Source organism: Sphingopyxis sp. LK2115 (genome assembly GCF_014595975.1).
In the GTDB taxonomy this organism is placed as follows: domain Bacteria; phylum Pseudomonadota; class Alphaproteobacteria; order Sphingomonadales; family Sphingomonadaceae; genus Sphingopyxis.
This window is the reverse complement of the sequence record NZ_JABWGQ010000050.1, coordinates 42,698-61,691: the sequence shown is the minus strand read 5'-3', so window position 1 is coordinate 61,691 and position 18,994 is coordinate 42,698. Positions and strand designations below refer to the sequence as shown.

At 64.3% G+C, this 18,994-nt stretch carries 20 protein-coding genes; 12 read left to right on the top strand and 8 right to left on the bottom strand.

The genetic code is table 11. The features are described from left to right. From HUW43_RS11620 to HUW43_RS11570, 11 genes are all read left to right on the top strand, one after another. Positions 1 to 1,258 (top strand): DUF885 domain-containing protein (locus HUW43_RS11620; protein WP_188237561.1); only part of this gene is annotated, 1,258 nt, incomplete at its 5' end. A 130-nt stretch (positions 1,259 to 1,388) separates the two neighbouring features. Continuing rightward, entirely contained in the window at positions 1,389 to 2,246 is an 858-nt protein-coding gene (locus HUW43_RS11615) for a helix-turn-helix domain-containing protein (protein ID WP_317450862.1), read from the top strand. Positions 2,247 to 2,550: 304 nt separating this feature from the next. Continuing rightward, positions 2,551 to 3,042: an SUF system Fe-S cluster assembly regulator gene (locus HUW43_RS11610; protein WP_223181487.1), complete on the top strand. Its 492-nt coding sequence runs from the start codon at positions 2,551 to 2,553 to the stop codon at positions 3,040 to 3,042. A gap of 4 nt (positions 3,043 to 3,046) precedes the next feature. Then, on the top strand, positions 3,047 to 4,534 hold the full coding sequence (sufB, locus tag HUW43_RS11605; protein ID WP_223181486.1) for a Fe-S cluster assembly protein SufB: 1,488 nt from the start codon (positions 3,047 to 3,049) through the stop codon (positions 4,532 to 4,534). A gap of 100 nt (positions 4,535 to 4,634) precedes the next feature. Further along, the gene (locus HUW43_RS11600; RefSeq protein ID WP_188237559.1) at positions 4,635 to 4,922 is read left to right on the top strand and encodes a hypothetical protein; all 288 of its coding nucleotides are present in this window, start codon (positions 4,635 to 4,637) and stop codon (positions 4,920 to 4,922) included. A gap of 2 nt (positions 4,923 to 4,924) precedes the next feature. Beyond that, positions 4,925 to 5,668, top strand: coding sequence for a Fe-S cluster assembly ATPase SufC (sufC, locus tag HUW43_RS11595; RefSeq protein ID WP_188237558.1), 744 nt, complete (start codon positions 4,925 to 4,927; stop codon positions 5,666 to 5,668). Continuing rightward, entirely contained in the window at positions 5,665 to 6,396 is a 732-nt protein-coding gene (locus tag HUW43_RS11590; protein ID WP_188237557.1) for a SufD family Fe-S cluster assembly protein, read from the top strand. Before sufC ends, HUW43_RS11590 begins: the two co-directional genes overlap by 4 nt. Further along, positions 6,393 to 7,637, top strand: coding sequence for an aminotransferase class V-fold PLP-dependent enzyme (locus HUW43_RS11585; protein ID WP_188237556.1), 1,245 nt, complete (start codon positions 6,393 to 6,395; stop codon positions 7,635 to 7,637). The genes HUW43_RS11590 and HUW43_RS11585 overlap by 4 nt, the downstream gene beginning before the upstream one ends. Beyond that, complete coding sequence (locus HUW43_RS11580) at positions 7,634 to 8,104, top strand: SUF system Fe-S cluster assembly protein (protein ID WP_188237555.1); 471 nt, start codon at positions 7,634 to 7,636, stop codon at positions 8,102 to 8,104. The genes HUW43_RS11585 and HUW43_RS11580 overlap by 4 nt, the downstream gene beginning before the upstream one ends. Positions 8,105 to 8,219: 115 nt before the next feature. Continuing rightward, positions 8,220 to 8,570 (top strand): HesB/IscA family protein, encoded by a 351-nt coding sequence (locus HUW43_RS11575; RefSeq protein ID WP_188237554.1) that lies wholly within the window; start codon positions 8,220 to 8,222, stop codon positions 8,568 to 8,570. Between the two features lie 2 nt (positions 8,571 to 8,572). Beyond that, positions 8,573 to 9,010, top strand: coding sequence for a GNAT family N-acetyltransferase (locus HUW43_RS11570; protein ID WP_188237553.1), 438 nt, complete (start codon positions 8,573 to 8,575; stop codon positions 9,008 to 9,010). Here the strand turns inward: HUW43_RS11570 and HUW43_RS11565 are convergent. Further along, positions 9,007 to 9,723, bottom strand: a complete 717-nt coding sequence (locus HUW43_RS11565; protein ID WP_317450861.1) for an extensin family protein — start codon at positions 9,721 to 9,723, stop codon at positions 9,007 to 9,009. The two genes, HUW43_RS11570 and HUW43_RS11565, sit on opposite strands and share 4 nt — an antisense overlap. A gap of 66 nt (positions 9,724 to 9,789) precedes the next feature. After that, the gene (locus HUW43_RS11560; protein ID WP_188237552.1) at positions 9,790 to 11,199 is read right to left on the bottom strand and encodes a cytochrome P450; all 1,410 of its coding nucleotides are present in this window, start codon (positions 11,197 to 11,199) and stop codon (positions 9,790 to 9,792) included. 159 nt (positions 11,200 to 11,358) lie between these two features. Here HUW43_RS11560 and HUW43_RS11555 point away from each other — a divergent pair, with 159 nt between their 5' ends. Then, complete coding sequence (locus tag HUW43_RS11555; RefSeq protein WP_188237551.1) at positions 11,359 to 12,174, top strand: hypothetical protein; 816 nt, start codon at positions 11,359 to 11,361, stop codon at positions 12,172 to 12,174. A gap of 9 nt (positions 12,175 to 12,183) precedes the next feature. On the opposite strand, the gene HUW43_RS11550 is transcribed toward HUW43_RS11555, so the two are convergent. The 6 genes from HUW43_RS11550 to HUW43_RS11525 all read right to left on the bottom strand — a co-directional run bounded on the left by HUW43_RS11550 (position 12,184) and on the right by HUW43_RS11525 (position 18,992). Further along, on the bottom strand, positions 12,184 to 13,488 hold the full coding sequence (locus HUW43_RS11550) for a dicarboxylate/amino acid:cation symporter (RefSeq protein ID WP_411157944.1): 1,305 nt from the start codon (positions 13,486 to 13,488) through the stop codon (positions 12,184 to 12,186). 96 nt (positions 13,489 to 13,584) lie between these two features. Then, on the bottom strand, positions 13,585 to 15,375 hold the full coding sequence (locus HUW43_RS11545) for an SLC13 family permease (RefSeq protein ID WP_188237549.1): 1,791 nt from the start codon (positions 15,373 to 15,375) through the stop codon (positions 13,585 to 13,587). A 101-nt stretch (positions 15,376 to 15,476) separates the two neighbouring features. Then, on the bottom strand, positions 15,477 to 16,553 hold the full coding sequence (aroC, locus tag HUW43_RS11540) for a chorismate synthase (RefSeq protein ID WP_188237548.1): 1,077 nt from the start codon (positions 16,551 to 16,553) through the stop codon (positions 15,477 to 15,479). Positions 16,554 to 16,556: 3 nt separating this feature from the next. Then, on the bottom strand, positions 16,557 to 17,087 hold the full coding sequence (locus HUW43_RS11535; RefSeq protein ID WP_188237547.1) for a GNAT family N-acetyltransferase: 531 nt from the start codon (positions 17,085 to 17,087) through the stop codon (positions 16,557 to 16,559). Beyond that, positions 17,080 to 17,907: an enoyl-ACP reductase FabI gene (gene fabI, locus HUW43_RS11530; protein ID WP_188237566.1), complete on the bottom strand. Its 828-nt coding sequence runs from the start codon at positions 17,905 to 17,907 to the stop codon at positions 17,080 to 17,082. The genes HUW43_RS11535 and fabI overlap by 8 nt, the downstream gene beginning before the upstream one ends. 17 nt (positions 17,908 to 17,924) lie before the next feature. Continuing rightward, entirely contained in the window at positions 17,925 to 18,992 is a 1,068-nt protein-coding gene (locus HUW43_RS11525; RefSeq protein ID WP_188237546.1) for a YihY/virulence factor BrkB family protein, read from the bottom strand. Positions 18,993 to 18,994 lie beyond the last annotated feature (2 nt).

Here is an 18,994-nt window from a genome sequence, read left to right as displayed (position 1 = left end):
CCGTGAAACCCTCGAGGGATCGCACCGCCTAGCTCTGCAATTACAGATCTATGCCTATCTGATTTCCGACATCGGCAATCTGCTCGGCCCCGACAATGCGGTGATCGCCGACATCATGGCAAAGGTCGGCAAGCTCGACGCCCGCGTTGGCGAAAAGGCGCGGCTGATCGCCGCGGCCAAGGCGGCCTGGACCGAAAGCGCCGGCCCCGCCTATGTCCGCCTGCTCGCCGAAATGAAGCGCCAGCAGGCGAAGGCGCCGACCGCCGACGGCGTCTGGCGCCTGCCCGACGGCAAGGCCTATTACGAGGCGCTGCTGGCCAATTATACGACCACCGACCTGACCGCGAGCCAGATCCACGACCTCGGCCTGGCCGAAGTCGCACGCATCCATGACGAGATGCGGGCGATCATGGCGAAGGTCGGGTTCAAGGGTAGTTTGCAGCAGTTTTTCGTCCACCTGCGCACCAGCCCGCAATATTATCATACGACGCGCGAAGCCTATCTCGCCGAAGTCGATGCCCGCACCAAGGCGATGGAAGCGCGGCTTCCGGCCTTTTTCAACACGCTGCCCAAGGCGCCGCTGGTGGTCAAACCCGTCGAAGCGTTCCGCGAAAAATCGGCGGGCAAGGCCTTCTACCAGTCGCCTTCGCCCGACGGGTCGCGGCCCGGCACCTATTATGTCAACCTCTACGATCTGCGCGACATGCCCAAGACCGAGCTGGAAGCGCTCGCCTATCATGAGGGCGTGCCGGGGCATCACCTCCAGCGCGCGGTGCAGACCGAGCTCACCGGCCTGCCGCCCTTCCGCCGCTTTGGCGGCGTCACCGCCTATACCGAGGGGTGGGGATTATATTCGGAGGAACTTGCAAAGGACATGGGTTTCTACACCGACCCCTACAGCGACTTCGGGCGGCTGGGCATGGAGCTTTGGCGCGCGTGCCGCCTCGTCGTCGATACCGGCATTCACGACAAGCGCTGGAGCCGCGAGCAGGCGATACAATATCTGAAGGACAATACCCCCAACCCCGACGGCGACATCGAAAAGGCGATCGAGCGTTATATCGTCTATCCGGGGCAGGCGACCGCCTATCTGATCGGCAAGCTCAAGATCATGGAACTGCGCGGCCGCGCGCAGGCGGCGCTGGGCGAACGATTCGATTTCCGTCGCTTTCACGATGTCGTGCTCGAATCGGGACCGGTGCCGCTCGACATTCTCGAACGGCGGGTCGATGCATGGATCGCCACCGAAAAGGGTTAAGTTGGTTGACGATTGCCGCTTGACGGAAGGCGCGGAAAAGCAAATGATTTGACTCAGATAAAGGGCGGCCAGGGAAAGGCCGTGGGGGTTTGGGTCTGTCATGTCGCAAACATCATCCTCGCCTAACGGCGTGAACGGCAACGCGCCGTTCGAGCTTCATTATTTTCTGCCCGATCCCGATCTGGCGGAAATGGTGTCAAGCTTTTACATCGCGCGGATCAACATGCCGCGGTTCGACGAATATGAGCGCGCCGACCGTCCGCAATTCCGTTTCATGACGGTCGCCGATGGCGAATATATCTTCGCCGATGGCAAACGTTCGCCCGCGTGCCGCGCCAATATCGTCGGGCCGACCAGCGGCCGCGTGCGCGCCATCGCCAACGGCCCGACCGCGATGTTCGGTTTCGGCCTGTTGCCCGCGGGCTGGGCGGCGCTGATGGGCGACGACGCCGATAAGCTGACCGACGATGCGATGGATGCCGCCGACCTCTTCGGCCCCTGGATCGACGAGGTCGCCACCGCGCTGGAGCAAGCGGACACCGCCGAAGCAAAGCTGGTGATCGGCAATAATTTCGCGCGCGAGGTGCTGACGCGCGGCGAGACCGCACCGATGTGGTTCATCCGCACCGTCGACGAATGGCTGACCGCCACGCCTTCGCCGCAGGTGGCCGCGCTGGTCGAAGCCACCGGCATGTCGATCCGCTCGGTCGAGCGGATGACGAAACATTATTACGGCCTGTCGCCGCGAATGCTGGCGCGCAAATATCGCGCGGTGCGCGCGGCCTCGGCGCTTGCACGCGGCGAAGGACTCGACGCGGCGCAGCTCGGCGACGCCTTTTACGACCAGTCGCACCTGATTCGCGAGATCAAGCGCTTTGCCGGCGCGACGCCCGGTCAGCTCGGCAACCCGACCCTGTACACGCAGGCGACCACCACGGGCCGAAAACAGCTGGCCGGCAAGGTCAGCCCCATCGTGTCCGAAACATAAGGCGGCGGGTTAACCATCAAAAATTGCGCAGCCTGACGATTTGGCGTTTCCATACAATCACGAATCGCCCGCTGCGCATAATCAAAATCCGCGACCCAGAAGAGCTCATCCTCGTTGACGAGGACTTGAGACCTTCATCTCGGCACCTATCCGGCCCCGGCCGGGTGGGTGTCTTTTTTTTGCGCCGCAGCTTTTCTATCGCGGCGCGAGGCCACGCTTGCTTGCGCGCTGCGCAAGCCCCTCCTATATAAGTGGAGCAAATTACTCCATTTAAGAATCGTTCGCAATTGCGACGGAAAAGACCATGCGCCTGTCCAACCTTGCCGATTATGCCGTGGTGCTGATGAGCGCCGCCGCGCGCCAGTGCGGATCGGTGCCGATTCACGCAGCCATGCTGGCCGAACAGACGGGCATCCCCGGCCCGACCGCACAGAAGCTGGTGAGCGGCCTTGCCCGCGCCGGCCTGCTCGTGGCGTCGCGCGGCAGCGGCGGCGGGGTGCGGCTCGCGCGGCCCGCGGCGGCGATCAGCGTTGCCGATATCATCGAAGCGGTCGAGGGACCGATCGCCCTCACCTCTTGCGTCGCCGAAGGGCGGCACGATTGCTCGCTCGAAGGCAGTTGCAAGGTGCAACCGCATTGGGGCGTCGTGAACGGCGCGGTGCGCGGGGCGCTGGCGAACATCAGCCTTGCGAGTCTCGCCGTCGTCCCCGCGAAGGCGGGGGCCGGTGGAGATTCCCTGCCCGCAACGCCAGTCAGGCCGACAACGCCCCCTGCCTTCGCGGGGGCGACGAGTTAAAAAGATGACCGACAATATCGAAACCCCCGTCAAGGATCAGGCCGCCCGCGAGGCCGCGCTGCGCGTCGCCGATTATGAACATGGCTGGTCCGCCGACATCGAAACCGACTTCGCGCCAAAGGGGCTGACCGAGGATACGATCCGTTTCATCAGCGCGAAGAAGAACGAGCCCGAATGGATGCTCGACTGGCGGTTGAAGGCATTTCGTCACTGGCTGACGATGGAAACGCCCGACTGGGCGAAGCTCAATGTGCCGCCGATCGACTATCAAGACGCTTATTATTATGCGGCGCCCAAGCCCAAGCCGAAACTCGGCAGCCTTGACGAGGTCGATCCCGAGATCCTTGAGGTTTACAGGAAGCTCGGCATTCCGATCGAGGAACAGAAAGTGCTCGCCGGCGTCGAAGGCGCGCGCAAGGTCGCGGTCGACGCGGTATTCGACAGCGTCAGCGTCGCGACGACCTTTCGCGAAGAACTGAAGCGCGCGGGCGTGATCTTCCTGTCGATCAGCGAGGCGATCCGCGAATATCCCGATCTGGTGAAAAAGTGGATCGGGCGTGTGGTGCCGATGCACGACAATTATTTCGCCTGCCTGAACTGCGCGGTCTTTTCGGACGGCACCTTCGTTTACGTGCCCGAAGGCGTGCGCTGCCCGATGGAGCTTTCGACCTATTTCCGCATCAATGCCGAAAATACGGGGCAGTTCGAGCGCACGCTGATCGTCGCCGACAAGGGCGCCTATGTCAGCTATCTCGAAGGCTGCACCGCGCCGATGCGCGACGAGAACCAGCTCCACGCCGCGGTGGTCGAACTGGTCGCGCTCGACGATGCCGAGATCAAATACAGCACCGTCCAGAACTGGTATCCGGGCGACGCCGAGGGCAAGGGCGGCATCTATAATTTCGTGACCAAGCGCGCGCTGTGCCAGGGCGCACGGTCGAAAGTGTCGTGGACACAGGTCGAAACCGGCAGCGCGATCACCTGGAAATATCCGAGCTGCGTCCTCAACGGCGACGACAGCGTCGGCGAATTCTATTCGGTCGCGGTCACCAACAATTACCAGCAGGCCGACACCGGCACCAAGATGATCCACAATGGCAAGCGCACGCGATCGACCATCGTCAGCAAGGGGATCAGCGCGGGCAAGTCAAGCGGCACCTATCGCGGCCTAGTCCGCGTCGCGCCCAATGCCGAGGGGGTGCGCAACTTCACCCAGTGCGACAGCCTGTTGCTCGGCGACCAGTGCGGCGCGCATACGGTCCCCTACATCGAGGTCCGCAATCCCACCGCAACCGTCGAGCATGAAGCGACGACGAGCAAGATCAGCGACGACCAGCTCTTCTACGCGATGCAGCGCGGGCTGGATGCGGAGGAAGCGGTCGCGTTGATCGTCAACGGCTTTGCCAAGGACGTGCTGCAACAGCTGCCGATGGAGTTTGCTGTCGAGGCGCAGAAGCTGCTGGGGATTTCGCTGGAAGGGTCGGTCGGATGACGATAGCCGCCCGCCCCCACCCCTCCCCTGAAGGGGATGGGCTTGAGAGGGTCGAAGTGCACAGGTCGCTGGGGGTCATCCTTGAGGGGAGTGTGAGGTAATGGATCGTTTGGACCAGATCGTTGAGCTTCAGTCGCGTTTCGGGGCGCTCAAACAGCGTGCCCACGACTATCGCTCGAACCTTGGCCAGCTGCCCGACGGTCGCGGGTTGCAGTTGCTGGACACCGTTGAAACCGTGTCGCGGGATCAGCTCGACACGCTTGAAAAACTGAAAGCGCAAATCATCGCCGGGAACAACTTTCTGGCCCGTTTTACCCTGTGGATGTCGAACCGGAATGCGGCAGCGATGGAAAGATTGATGAACAAGGCCGAAGAGGATGTTTCCTGAACATGCTGAAAATTGAAAACCTCCACGCCGCCGTCGCCGACAAGCCGATCCTGAAGGGTCTGTCGCTGGCCATCAATGCGGGCGAGATTCATGCGATCATGGGGCCGAATGGCGCGGGCAAGTCGACGCTCTCCTATGTGCTCGGCGGGCGGCCGGGCTATGAGGTCACCGAGGGTTCGGCGACCTTCGACGGGCAGGACCTGCTGGGCATGGACCCGCACGAGCGCGCCGCCGCCGGCCTGTTCCTGGGGTTCCAGTATCCGGTCGAAATCCCCGGCGTGTCGAACGTCCAGTTCCTGCGTGAAAGCCTCAACGCGCAGCGCAAGGCGCGTGGGCAGGAACCGCTGTCGGGCGGCGAGTTCCTGAAAGTGGCGCGCGAAAAGGCTGCACTGCTCAGGATGGACATGGACATGCTCAAGCGCCCGGTGAACGTCGGCTTTTCGGGCGGCGAGAAGAAGCGCAACGAGATGGTGCAAATGGGCATCCTCGATCCCAGGCTCGCCATCCTCGACGAGACGGACAGCGGCCTCGACATCGACGCGCTGCGCACCGTGGGCGACGGGATCAACACGATCATGCGCCATCCCGACAAGGCGGTGTTGCTGATCACCCATTATCAGCGGCTGCTGGATTATGTGCAGCCGGATTTTGTCCACGTCCTCGCGGGCGGCCGCATCGTCAAGTCGGGCGGGCCTGAACTGGCGCTCGAACTCGAACGCGAAGGCTATGCGGAGATCGCCGCTTGAGCGTGACCACCCTCCCCTCGCGACGCGACGAAGCGTGGCGCTATAGCGACATCGACGCGGTGGCCGCGGCGTGGCCGCTGCCCGCGCCCGAGAGCATCGTCGTGCCCGCGGGCGGCGATTTCCGCCGCGCGATCGTGCAGGACAAAGGCGCGATCCATCAGATCGAAATGATCATCGGCAAAGGGGCGACGGCGTCGCTCCATATCCTCAACATCGGCGGCGCCTATGGCCGCATCGAGCTTGCGGTAACACTGCACGAAGGCGCCGATTTCACGCTCGGCGCCGCGCAGATCGGCGGCGGGGAACAGAATCTCGAGATCGTCACCACCGTCACCCACGCCGAACCGGGCGCGACGTCGCGGCAGGTCGTGCGATCGGTCCTCGGCGGCACCGCCACCGGCACCTATCTGGGCAAGGTCGCCGTTGCACGCGATGCGCAGCGGACCGACAGCGAACAGGATGTAAAGGCGATGCTGCTGAACCGCAGCGCAACCGCCAATGCCAAGCCCGAACTCGAAATCTTCGCCGACGACGTGAAATGCGCGCACGGCTGCGCAATCGGTGAACTCGACGGACAAGCGCTCTATTATCTCCAGTCGCGCGGGCTACCGCCCGCCGAGGCAAAGACAATGCTGCTCCAAGCCTTTGTCGCGGGGGTTTTCGACGGGGCCGGGGAAGAAACGCGGCTTCAGCAGCTCGCGCTCGCCAAGCTGGGGGAATTGGTATGAGCAGCCTCTCTTCCCCGTGCGCATCGAGCGAAGTCGAGACGCCCCTCGGCAGCGCACGCACGCCGGGTGTCCCGACTTGCCTCGACACCAGCGGGATCAGGGGGCAGTTTCCGGGCCTTACCCCCGGCTGGCACTATCTGGATACCGCCGCGACCGCGCAAAAGCCGCAGGCCGTCATCGACGCGACGGTGAACGCGATGGGGCGCGACTATGCGACCGTGCATCGCGGCGTCTATGCGCGCTCGGCCGATATGACGCTTGCCTATGAGGCGGCGCGGCGGCGGATTGCAGGCTTCATCGGCGCAAAGGAGGACCAGGTCGCGTTCGTGCGCGGGGCGACCGAGGCGATCAACCTGGTCGCTTACGCGCATCCACGCAAAGGCCGCGTGCTGCTCTCGACGCTCGAACACCACAGCAATATCGTGCCGTGGCAGCTCGCGGGGTGGGAGGTTGACGTCTGCCCGCTGACGGCGGACGGCCGCATCGACCTTGATGCGGCCGAGAAGCTGCTCACCCCCGAACATAATATGGTCGCCTTTGCGCATGTCTCGAACGTGCTCGGCAGCCCGCTCGACGTCGCGCGCGCGGCGGAACTGGCGCATCGCGTCGGCGCCGAGCTGCTGATCGACGGGTGCCAGGCGGTGCCGCGCCTGCCGGTCGATGTGACGGCGCTCGGCTGCGACTATTATGTTTTTTCGGGGCACAAGCTTTACGGTCCCACCGGCGTCGGCGTGCTGTGGAGCGACAAGCTCGACGCCTTGCCGCCATGGCAGGGCGGCGGGTCGATGATCGACCGCGTGACCTTTGCCGGGACGACCTATGCCCCCGCCCCCACCCGCTTCGAAGCGGGCACGCCCGCGATCGTCGAGGTGATCGGGCTGGCCGCGGCGGTCGATTATGTCCAGGCCATCGGGGTTGCGACGATCCACGCGCACGAACGGGCGCTGGTCGGCAGCCTGCGCGACCAGCTTGCGCGGCGCAACAGCATCACCCTTTACGGCCCTGAAAACAGCGCCGGAATCGTCAGCTTTTCGATGGCGGGGGTTCATCCGCACGACATCGGCACCATCTTGGACGAAAGCCGCGTCGCGATCCGCGCCGGGCACCATTGCGCGCAGCCGCTGATGGAACATCTGGGCGTGGCCGCGACCGCGCGCGCGAGTTTCGGTTTGTACAGCAATGACGACGATGTGGCGGCGCTGATCGACGGCCTCGCCCGCGTCGAAAGGATTTTCGGATGAACGAGGAGCGGACGATCAGGGTAGAAGAAGTCACGCGCGTCGCGGCGCCGCCAAAGGCGCGCGCGCTGGACGCCGAAACCGCGCCCGAAAAGCTGGAACGCAAGCGCGATTATCTGGAGGGCTTCCTTGCCGCCAAGCCCGCGGCGGTCGACCCCGCGGCGGTCGGCGGCGACCTCTACGAGGCCGTTATCGCGGCGCTCAAGGATATCTATGATCCCGAAATCCCCGTGAACATCTATGACCTGGGCCTGATCTATAATGTCGAGATCGACGAAGGGCATGTGCTGGTGACAATGACGCTGACGACGCCGCATTGCCCGGTCGCCGAATCGATGCCGGGCGAGGTCGAACTGCGCGTCGGCGCGGTGCCGGGCGTCGGCGACGCCGAAGTGAACCTTGTCTGGGACCCGCCCTGGTCGCCTGCCAATATGAGCGACGAGGCGCGGCTGGAACTGGGGATGTTGTGAGCAGCACCCATATGTTTATTCCGTTCGTGTCGGACGAAGCCGGGATGCCTGTCGTTCGTTCGCGGTTTCGGGGTGTCTCGACGTCGCCCGACGCGAACGGGAAAGGAAGTTGGAAATGACCGAAACCAGAACCCGTCCCGCCGCCGTCACGCTGACGCCCAACGCGGAAGCGCGCATCGCGAAGCTGATGGCCGCGGCCCCGGAAGGCGCGATCGGCGTCAAGCTGTCGACGCCGCGGCGCGGCTGTTCGGGGCTTGCCTATTCGGTCGACTATGTGACCGACGAGGCGAAGTTCGATGAAAAGATCGAGACGCCGGGCGGCACCTTCTACATCGACGGCGCGTCGGTCCTCTACCTTATCGGCAGCACGATGGACTGGGTCGAGGATGATTTCGCCGCGGGCTTCGTATTCGAGAATCCGAACGCCAAGGGCGCCTGCGGCTGCGGCGAAAGCTTCACCGTTTGACGATGATCGTTCGCGATGCGCGCCTTGACGATGTCAGCACCTGGGCCGCGATGCGCGCCCGACTGTGGCCCGACGCAGAGGCGGCGGAACTCGCCAGCGAATTGCCGGCGATGCTGGCCGACCCGACCCTGTGGAATTTCATTCTCACGGACACGGGTGATCGCGCGGTCGGCTTTGCCGAGGTCCAGCTCCGCACGATGTTCGACGGCTGCGCCGTGCCGCCCTATCCGCATATCGAGGGTCTGTGGGTGGATGCAGCGTTGCGACGGAGGGGCGGCGCCCGCGCCTTGCTGGCGGCGATCGAAGCGCGCGCGCGCGAGCGCGGTCACGACCGCGTCGGATCGGATGTCGAACTGGACAATATAATCAGCCAGACGTGGCACGAAACCAGCGGCTTCAAAGAAGAAGCACGCACGATTCTCTATTCAAAGCCGCTTTAGCGGCAAACCGTCCACCCAGCCGTCCGCGCGGCCATATCGAAGTGGAAATGATCGGCGTGCGCGGCATTATGGTCGGGTGACAGCACCGTCGAGAACAGGCCGCACGATCCGTCGCGCACCGCGCGCAGGAATTCGCTGCGCCGATCGCCCGGTTGCCAGTCGTTGATGATCGCGATCCGCGTGCCGTCGGCAAGCACGAAAGCCGAAATGTCGATCGCATTGGCGGTCGAATGCTGGCTCTGCGCTGCACCGCCGGCAATTTTACGGCAATTATAGCTGCCGAGATTTTCCAGCTCGACGACCGGCTGTCCGAAATAACGATCGGCCGCGGGCTGCACGACGTCGCGCGTCCACAGCGCCATCGCCGCGGTAACGGCGCAGCCGGGCGCGGCGTTCGCGGGGCGCATCGTCGGGACCAGGCTGTTGCCGGTCAGAATCATGCGCTGGCTGGCCCGGCACACGCCCTCGCCCACGACCGGCCGCCGCAAATAGCCTGCGCCCGAACGGTCAAAGGCGGCGAAGCAGGCGGCATCGTCGTCGGCGAGTGCAACCAGCTTGCGATGCGTCGCCCACCCCTGTGGATGCGCGAGTTCAAAGCGCGCGCCGGGAAGATGTTCGGGGTGATCGCGCATCCATTGCACGCCGCGAACCGCGGCGAAGGCGAGGAGCAGCGCGACGGCGAACCACAAAAAATAGGGGCGGAGAGTCGTCACGCGTCCCAGATGACGGACTTGACGCGTGCGGACAAGGACAGTTGCCGCCCCCCGCGACGGCGACGATTATTTCAGCGGCTCGAACGTCACGGTCAGCCCGTCCTTGGGACGCGGAATCGGCAGCATCTGCCATTCGGGAGCATAGCCGGGCGCAATGCTGATCCGGTGCGTCGTGACGACATGATGGAAAAAGATCTTCGCCTGCATATAGGCGAAGTGCAGCCCCAGGCACATATGCGCACCGCCGCCGAAAGGCACCCAGGCATATTTATGCCGCCCGCGCGCGACCTCCGGCGAAAATCGCATCGGGTCGAACTTGTGAGGTTCGGGCCAATGTTCCTCCATCATATGCGTGAAAGCGGGGCTGACGCCGACCGGGGTGCCCGCCGGGATGCGATAGCCGCCGAACTCGAAATCCTTGAGCGCACGCCGCGGAAAGCTCGGCACGGGGGGCACGAGCCGCAACGCTTCCTTGAACGCCCATTCGGTAAGTTCGAGCTCGCCAAGACTGTTGTGGCCGACCCCCTCGCCCGCGGGGGCGACGGCGAGCATCTCTTCGCGGAGCCGGTCCTGCCATTCGGGATGGCGCGCAAGTTCCCAGACGAGCGTGGTGATCGAACTGGTGATCGTGTCGTGCGCCGCCATCATCAGGAAGTTCATATGATCGACGATCGCATCGACACTCATATGATCGCCATTGTCGTCGCGCGTGCGGCAGATCTGGCTGAACATGTCCTCGCCCGCGCCTTCGCGGCGTTCGGGGACCATGCGGCTGAAATAGTCGACCAGATAGGCGCGGCCCCTGGCGCCGCGGCCCATCGCAGTGAAAGGGAACGGGCGGCGCACAATGCCGATCGACGCCTGCACCATGTCGACGAAGGCCTTGTTGACCTTGTCCGCCTCTGGACCCCAGGGGATGCCGAGAAAGCTGGTGGCGGCGAGGTCGAGCGTCAGCTCCTTGATTGCGGGATAGAATTTGAAACTCTTGCCGCTCCAGCTTGCAACGCGCCCCCTGATCCCGTCGTTGAGCGCGTCGGCATAGTGGCGCATCGGTTCGGGCTTGAAGGCGACCGACAGGAGCTTGCGGTCGGCGCGATGCTTTTCGAAATCCATCAGCATCAGGCCGCGCGGGAAGAGCAGGTTGAGCACCGGCCCCCAGCCCTGTTCGGACGAGAAAATCTTGTCGCGATCGAACATGACCAGCTCGTTCGCTTCCGCCCCGTGCAACGCGACGCTGCGCCCGCCGAAACTGTTGTTGCGATAGACGAGGCCATATCGGGCGACCATGCGGCGCGCAAAGGCGGGATAGTCGCGCAGCTGTTCGAGCGTGTTGCCGATCAGGGGCAGTCCGTCCTCGCCCGGAATATGGTCGATCGCGCTGTCGGGGTTGCGCGGCAGCCAATGCCGGGTATCCGGGCCGAAGCGTGCCGCGGACCAGCGAGGATTGGCGGGTTGGATTTGCGTCGGCGCGTTCATCGGGTCGAATCCTTGTCTATCCTGGCGTTGGCCCGATGGGTATCGCACTACTGACAATGGTGCAAGTAAGGCATTGCACGCCATTCACCGCCAATTCAACTCGGCTCGGGCAGTTTCGACCCCAAGGTCGCAATCCGCCGGCCGAGAAGGACCGAGTCCATGCCCATGCGTTTCCCGCGCCTCCTTTCCGTCGCATTCGGCACGCTCGCGACGACGATGCTGTCCGGCTGCTATTATGGCGACGTCTATGGCGCAAGCTTTGCTGCGCGCAGCGATTGCGCGGCGCGCTATGGCGATGCCTATTATGATTATGACGGCTATGCCTATGACGACGGCTACGGCTATGATTGCTATGACGCCGCCGATTATGGCAGCGGGTTCGTCCAGATCGGCTTTGGCGGCGGTTGGTACGACAATTATTATTATCCGGGTCACGGACTGTGGATGTTCGACCGCTATCGCAACCGCTATCCGCTGCGCGGCCATTATCTGGACTATTGGGGCGGCCGCCGCGCCTGGTGGAAATATCATGGCAAGCGCGGCGACGGGAAAGCCGGCCGGCCTGGCTGGCATCGCGACCGCGATGACGACCGCGGGCGCGGCAAAGGGCGGCCCGGCTGGACTCGCGACGCGCACGATGATGATCGCCCGCGTGGCGCCCGTCCGCGGCGGTCCGCCGAAGGCATGACCGGCACGCCGCGAGCGATCCGCAACCTGCCCGCGACCGAGCCGGGCGAGATATATTCGCGGCCGCGCGGACAAAGGGAGACACGCGCGACGCAACGTTCGCGCCAGCAACGGCCAGCGAGCGGCGCAGCGCCGTCCGACACGGATCCGATTGTCAAGAGCGCGCATCCTGCCGCGGGACCGGCCGTTCAATCGACTCCCCCGTCGAGAGCGGGCACGCCAGCGACGCCGCCAATTCGCGTGCGCGCTAACCGCGTAGACCCGCCCAGCAAGGTGCGCGATCAATAGACAAAAGGGTCAGACGGGGCCCGGCGCATCGGGCTGATCGTCGATCCCGGCCGAAACGACCGTTGCAGCGACAAGGTCGCCGATGACGTTCAGCGTCGTGCGGCACATGTCAAGGAAACGGTCGACGCCAAGCACCAGCCCGATGCCCGCCGGCGGAACGCCGACCATCGCAAGGATCAGCGCGATCACCGGCAAGGAGCCTGCCGGAACGCCCGCCGTCCCGATGCCGCCCAGGATGCACACCGCCATCACCATGATCTGTTGTTGCAAGGTCAGGTCGACACCGAAGAATTGTGCAAGGAAGATCACCGTCACGCCCTCGAACATCGCGGTGCCGTTCTGGTTCGCGGTCGCGCCGATGGTAAGCACGAAACGCGCAACCCGGTCGGGCAGGTGCAGCCGGTCGTGCGCGACGCGCAGCGCCGTCGGCAAGGTTGCGTTCGACGAAGCGGTGGAAAAGGCCATCACCGACGCTTCCTGCGTTTCGCGGAAAAAGGCGATGGGCGATTTGCCGGCCAATGTCTTGAGCAGGATCGGAAAGACGACGAACATCTGCAAACCCAGCGCCAGCAACACCACACCGACAAACGCCGACAGGCGGACAAGCAGGTCGACGCCGAATTGCGCGCCAAGGTTAAACATGAAGCAGAAAATGGCGATGGGCGCGAGGCGGATGACCAGCCCGATCAGTTTCATCGCGACCTCGAACACACCCTCGATCGCGCTTTTCAACACCTGCGTCTGCGGCGTCTGCACCATCATCAGCCCAATGCCGAAAAACAGCGCAAAGAACATCACCGCAAGCACGTCGTTCTCGCTCATCGCAAGGAAGAAATTATTGGGGACGATCGCGACGATCGCGTCGGCCCCCGCCTTGGCCTCGCGGCTCGTCTGGATGATGCTGCCTGCGCGCTCGGCGCCGTCCGCGATCAGCGAGCGCGCGACGTCTGGATCGACGCCCGCGCCCGGCTGGAGCAGGTTGACGACCAGCAGGCTGATCGCAACCGCGATCGTCGACACGAGGATGGTGTAGATCAGCGTGCGCAGCCCCACCGTCTTGAGCGCGCGCATTTCGCCCATCTCGGCCACGCCGACGATCAGCGCCGATACCAGCAGCGGGATGACCAGCATGAAGAGCAGGCGCAAGAAGACATCGCCAACCTTGCCGAGATAGAAGATCACCTCGTCGACCCACGGTTGCCCCGCGGCGCCATAATGCGCGGCCAGCCCCGCCAGCAGGCCGACGACAAAGCCGATCAGCATCCGCCATTGCAGACGCCGCGCGCGCGCGTCTTCCTGCCCCTCGGCCGGCATCACGATGCTCGCTTCGGCCATCAATTCTTCCCCCTGTTTGCGACCTGTAAGGGCGCGGACCCTAGCGGCGGCGAAAATGGCGCGCAACCGGCGCGTTTACATCAACAGGCTGATCGCAACGACCGTCGCGGCGCCGACGCACACGGTCATCGGAATGCCGGCGCGCAGGAAATCGACGAAGCGGTAATTGCCCGCCGCATAGACGAGTGTGTTCGTCTGATAACCGATCGGCGTCGCAAAGCTCGCCGACGCCGCGAACATCACCGCGACGACCAGCGGATAGGGATCGACGCCAAGGTCGCGCGCCACCGCAATCGCCAGGGGGGTGACCAGGATGGCAACCGCATTGTTGGTCACCACCTCGGTCAGCAGCACCGAAATGACATAGGTGGCAAGCACCAGCCCCCACGGCGGCACGTCGACCAGAATCGGCGTCAGCTTGTCGACCACCAACGCCACGCTGCCGGAGTTTTCGAGCGCCAGCCCGACCGCGAGCATGGCGAAGATCAGCACCAGCACATTGCCGTCGATCGAATCCCATGCCTCGTCGGCGTCGATGCAGCGCGTCACGAGGATCAGCCCGACGCCGATGATCGCCGCAACGCCGATGTCCATCACGTTGAGCGCGGCAAGCAGAATGACGCCGAGCAGCGCGCCGACCGCGATCGGCGCCTTGCCGCGCCGAAACTCGCGTTCGGTCGTCGAGCCGACGCCATAGAGGTGCGGATTGCCGTACATCTGTTCGATCTGGTCCGCCGGGCCGGTAACCAGCACGCGGTCGACCGCCTGGATCCGCGCATTGGGCAGATCGGGGCCCGGCGTCTTGCGAAAGCGCGCAATGCCAAGGATGCGGACGCGCAACGCCGACAGAAAGGGGATTTCGACAAGGCGGCGGCCGATCGCGGGATGACTGGGCGCGATCATCGCTTCGACGATCTCCGCCTCATCCTGTTCGACATCGTCATGCCCGGCGGTCAGCCCGATCGCGACATTCTTGTTCGCGCGAAGCGAGAGCAGCTCGGCCAGTTCGAGCCGCAGCACCAGCCGGTCATCGACCTGCAACCTTTCGTCGGCAAGCGCGGTGCGGCGCAGCGAGCCGCCCCGCTTCAGCCCGACCAGCCTGACGTTGGCCCGCTTGGCGAAGGGCACATCGCCGATGCGGCGGCCCACCAGATTGCCACCCTTCAGTATCCGCACTTCGGACAGAAAGGAGCGGTGGTCCTGGCTGAGCGCAATCTGGTTCGGCGCATCGTCGGGCAGGAAGCGCCGCGCGATAAACAGCAGCCCCAAAGCCCCAACCGCCCCCGCGACCAGTCCGACCGGCGTGATGGTGAAGATACCGAAGCGGTCGAGGCCACTGTCCTCCGCCACCGCCGCAACCAGCAGGTTGGTCGAGGTGCCGATAAGCGTCGTCGTGCCGCCAAGGATCGCCACATAGGACAGCGGAATCAGCAGGCGCTTGGCGCTGAGGTCGAGCGCCGCCGCGAGCCGGAGCATGATCGGGATCATCACGACGACGACCGGCGTGTTGTTGAGGAAGGCCGAGGCGACATAGACGCCGAGGAACATTTCGGCGAGCGCCAGTTTTGGATGTCGCTGCGCACGCGCGATGATCCGGCTTGCAATGGCGTCCAACGTGCCTGTGCGCAGCAGCGCGCCCGACAGGATGAACATGGCGCCGATCGTCACCGGCGCCGGGTTTGAAAAGACCGAGAAAAGGTCGCGCCCCGACAATATGCCGAGGAAGAGGAAGGCGCAGGTGCCGAGGATCGCGACGACGGTTGCCGGAAAGCGTTCCAGAACGAAACCCACGAACATCACCGCCAGGACGACCAGGCCGATGATCGCCTGATATTCGGTGACAAAGGCGCGGGCGACGTCGATCATCTTACCACCGAAGCCTGCTCAACTTCATCTCGACCGCCCTTCCGGCGAAGGCCGGAATGACGGCATGATGTGAGCTTGTGTTTCAAACCGGCCCGACCACGCTATCCGCACTGCGCCCGGTGGAGCAGCTTGTGGTCGGCGAGCACCAGCGCCATCATCGCCTCGACCACCGGCGCGCCGCGGATGCCGACGCAGGGGTCGTGGCGGCCCTTGGTCACGATGTCGGTCGCCTCGCCCGCCTTGTTCACCGTGGGCACGGGGGTGAGGATCGAACTGGTCGGCTTGAAGGCGACGCGCACGACGACGGGCTGGCCGGTCGAAATGCCACCCGCGACGCCGCCGGCATTGTTTGACAGGAAATCGGGGCGGTTGCTGCCGTCGGTCGCGGGCCGCATCGGGTCGGCATTCTCCTCGCCGCGAAGCCGCGCGGCGTGGAAACCCGCACCGATCTCGACCCCCTTCACCGCGTTGATGCCCATCATCGCGGCGGCAAGGTCGCTGTCGAGCTTGGCATAGATGGGCGCCCCCCACCCGGCGGGAACGCCGCTCGCCGCACATTCGACGACCGCGCCCAGCGAACTGCCCGCCTTGCGCGCTGCATCCATCAGCGCTTGCCAGCGCTGCGCCGCGGCCGGATCGGGACAGAAAAAGGGATTGCGGTCGATTTCTTCAAGGTCAAAGTTTTCAGGGTTGATCGCATCGCCGCCGATTTCGGCGACCCAGGCGTGAATCTGAACCTCTGGGATCACCAGCCGCGCCACGGCGCCCGCGGCGACGCGCGCCGCGGTCTCGCGCGCGCTCGACCGCCCGCCGCCGCGATAATCGCGGATGCCATATTTGGCGTCATAGGCATAATCGGCGTGGCCAGGGCGATAGGCCTCAGCAATCTCGCCATAATCCTTTGATCGCTGGTCGACATTCTCGATCATCAGGCTGATCGGCGTGCCCGTCGTCTTGCCCTCGAACACCCCCGACAGGATGCGCACCTGGTCGGGTTCCTGTCGCTGGGTCGTGTGACGCGACTGGCCCGGACGGCGCTTGTCGAGAAAGGGCTGGATGTCGGCCTCGGACAAGGACAGGCGGGGCGGACAGCCATCAACCACAGCACCGAGTGCGGGGCCGTGACTCTCCCCCCAGGTCGTGAAGCGAAGAACGCGTCCGAAGCTGTTGAAACTCATCGCTTACCCCAACCGGCCGAATGCCGGCGCATAATCCGCCCGGCCGCCTTGCGGCCATTCGGCGGCGCTGTCCAGCATCATCGCCATGAAATGCGGGCCTGAAAAGGGTGAAACGAAACGCGCCGCCAGTCCGGGCGAATAGCCCAAGCGTGAATAATAGTCCGCATGGCCAAGCACGAAGCTCATCACGACACCCTGTTCGCGGAGCGCATCGAGCCCCGCGCGGATCAAGGCGTCGCCGATGCCCCGCCCCTGCCGCGCAGGCGTAACCGAAACGGGCGCAAGGCCCGCTGCCGCAACGGTGCGGCCGTCGGCGTTCACAGCCATCCGGCTGAACAGCACATGGCCGACGATTTCGCCGCCCTGTTCGGCGACGAGCGACACCAGCGCATCGCCATCCGCCTCGATCATCCGCACCAGTTCGCCCTCGCCCTGATACCCATATTGGGTTCCGGCAAAGGCGGCGCGGATGACCGCATCGATGGCATCGGCATCTTCTGCGCCCGCCGCGCGGACGGCAAGGCCATCAGGCAAGCGCAATATCCGGCGCGTCTTCCTGCTTCATGCCGATAGTGTGGTAACCCGCATCGACATGGTGCGTTTCGCCCGTCACACCGCTCGCCAGATCGCTGAGCAGATAGAGCGCCGAACCGCCGACATCGTCGATCGTCACGTTGCGGCGCAGCGGGGCGTTATATTCATTCCATTTCAGGATCAGGCGGAAATCACCGATGCCCGATGCGGCGAGCGTCTTGATCGGCCCTGCCGAGATCGCGTTCACGCGCACCCCCTGCGGACCATAATCATTGGCGAGATATTTGACGCTGGTTTCGAGCGCCGATTTGGCGACGCCCATGACGTTGTAATGCGGGATGACCTTTTCGGCGCCATAGTAGCTGAGGGTCAGCAGCGACCCGCCGCCCTTGCCCGTTTCGGGATCGAATGGCGTCATCATCGCCGTCGCGCGCTGGGCAACCGCGGTAAAGCTGTAGACGCTGATGTTCATCGTCATCAGGAAGTCGTCAAGTGTCACATCGGCATATTTGCCGCGCAGCGCTTCCTTGTTCGTATAACCGATCGCGTGGACCACAAAGTCGATCGTCGGCCAGCGCGCGCCGAGCGTCGCGAAGGCCGCGTCCAGATTGTCCATGTCGGCAACGTCGCAATCGATCAGGAAATCGCAACCGAGCTGGTCGGCAAGCGGCTTGACGCGCTTCAGCATCACGTCCCCCTGATAGGAGATCGCAAGCTCCGCGCCATGCGCGTGAAGCGCCTTTGCAATGCCCCAGGCGAGCGACTTGTCGTTCGCAAGCCCCATGATCAGCCCGCGCTTGCCCTTCATCAGACCCGTCATTTCCATATTCTCCGGCCTTATTTGTCGTCGACTGTCACGTCGTCCACGCGCCCCATAGCGTCATGGCCCAAATCCTCAACCTCGACGAGCGCGGCGTTGAGTTCGGCGCCCATCACCATACCCAATCCGACGAGGTAGAAAAAGAACAGCGCGACCATCACCCCTGCAAGACTGCCATAGGTCGCATCATAGCTGAGCAGGCCGGCGAGCAAGGGCGGCAGCGCCAGCGTGACGCCGATCCACCATAGGGTCGTGAACAGCGCCCCCGGCCATTTGGGGCAACGCTTCAGTCGGCGATATTTCGACGGTGTCAGGCTGTAGAAGAGCAGGTAAATCGCGACGAACAGCCCCAGACCGGAGACGGCGCGCGAAATGAGCACGACGCCCCAGTCCTGATATTGTTCGGGCAGCACGCGGGTCACGAACTGCTCGACCCCGACGATCAGCACCTGCATGCTGAACGACAGCAGCATCAGCACGACGGCGCCGGTGATGATGCCGATCGACAGCAGGCGGTAATGGAAAAACCCCTTGCTGAAATGCGTGCCATAGGCACGCCGCAGAATGTCGCGCACCGTTTCGATCAGGCTGCCGACGGTCCACAGCGCGACGAGCGCGCCGAGCCACAGGAAGATGCCCGTGCGCGCGGTCATCACTTCGCGGATCGGACCGGCCAAGGCCTTGGCGACGGTCGGCGGCATCGTCGAGAAAACCGCTTCGACCGCGCGCTCGCCGCCGACGCTGCCGCCGAACAGGCTGAGCGCGGCGGCGAGCAGGATGAAAAAGGGAAAGAGCGCGATCAGCGCCAGATAGGCCAGGTTGCCCGCGTGGATGAAGCCGTCGGTATAGGTGCCGACGACGACGCGGCGCACGATCCGATAGGCGCGCGTGCCGGGGCCAAGCTGTTCGCGCCCGCGCTCTATAACCCCCAGCGCCCGCGCGCGCAGATGGACGCGTTTCGCCTGCTCGGCGCGCGCTTCGGGCGATTCGGGCGAATGGCCTTCGGCCAGAAACTCCTTGCCGACCTCGTCGGCAACCTCGCGCTCCAGCGCCGCCGCGCGTCCGTTATCCCTGACCTCAGCCACGC

Coding starts and splice junctions, on each gene's coding strand:
- HUW43_RS11610 (WP_223181487.1), top strand. CDS start 2,551: ATGCGCCTGTCCAACCTTGCCGATTATGCCGTGGTGCTGATGAGCGCC.
- sufB (WP_223181486.1), top strand. CDS start 3,047: ATGACCGACAATATCGAAACCCCCGTCAAGGATCAGGCCGCCCGCGAG.
- HUW43_RS11600 (WP_188237559.1), top strand. CDS start 4,635: ATGGATCGTTTGGACCAGATCGTTGAGCTTCAGTCGCGTTTCGGGGCG.
- sufC (WP_188237558.1), top strand. CDS start 4,925: ATGCTGAAAATTGAAAACCTCCACGCCGCCGTCGCCGACAAGCCGATC.
- HUW43_RS11585 (WP_188237556.1), top strand. CDS start 6,393: ATGAGCAGCCTCTCTTCCCCGTGCGCATCGAGCGAAGTCGAGACGCCC.
- HUW43_RS11580 (WP_188237555.1), top strand. CDS start 7,634: ATGAACGAGGAGCGGACGATCAGGGTAGAAGAAGTCACGCGCGTCGCG.
- HUW43_RS11575 (WP_188237554.1), top strand. CDS start 8,220: ATGACCGAAACCAGAACCCGTCCCGCCGCCGTCACGCTGACGCCCAAC.
- HUW43_RS11570 (WP_188237553.1), top strand. CDS start 8,573: ATGATCGTTCGCGATGCGCGCCTTGACGATGTCAGCACCTGGGCCGCG.
- HUW43_RS11560 (WP_188237552.1), bottom strand. CDS start 11,199: ATGAACGCGCCGACGCAAATCCAACCCGCCAATCCTCGCTGGTCCGCG.
- HUW43_RS11555 (WP_188237551.1), top strand. CDS start 11,359: ATGCCCATGCGTTTCCCGCGCCTCCTTTCCGTCGCATTCGGCACGCTC.
- HUW43_RS11550 (WP_411157944.1), bottom strand. CDS start 13,488: ATGCCGGCCGAGGGGCAGGAAGACGCGCGCGCGCGGCGTCTGCAATGG.
- HUW43_RS11545 (WP_188237549.1), bottom strand. CDS start 15,375: ATGATCGACGTCGCCCGCGCCTTTGTCACCGAATATCAGGCGATCATC.
- aroC (WP_188237548.1), bottom strand. CDS start 16,553: ATGAGTTTCAACAGCTTCGGACGCGTTCTTCGCTTCACGACCTGGGGG.
- fabI (WP_188237566.1), bottom strand. CDS start 17,907: ATGACGGGTCTGATGAAGGGCAAGCGCGGGCTGATCATGGGGCTTGCG.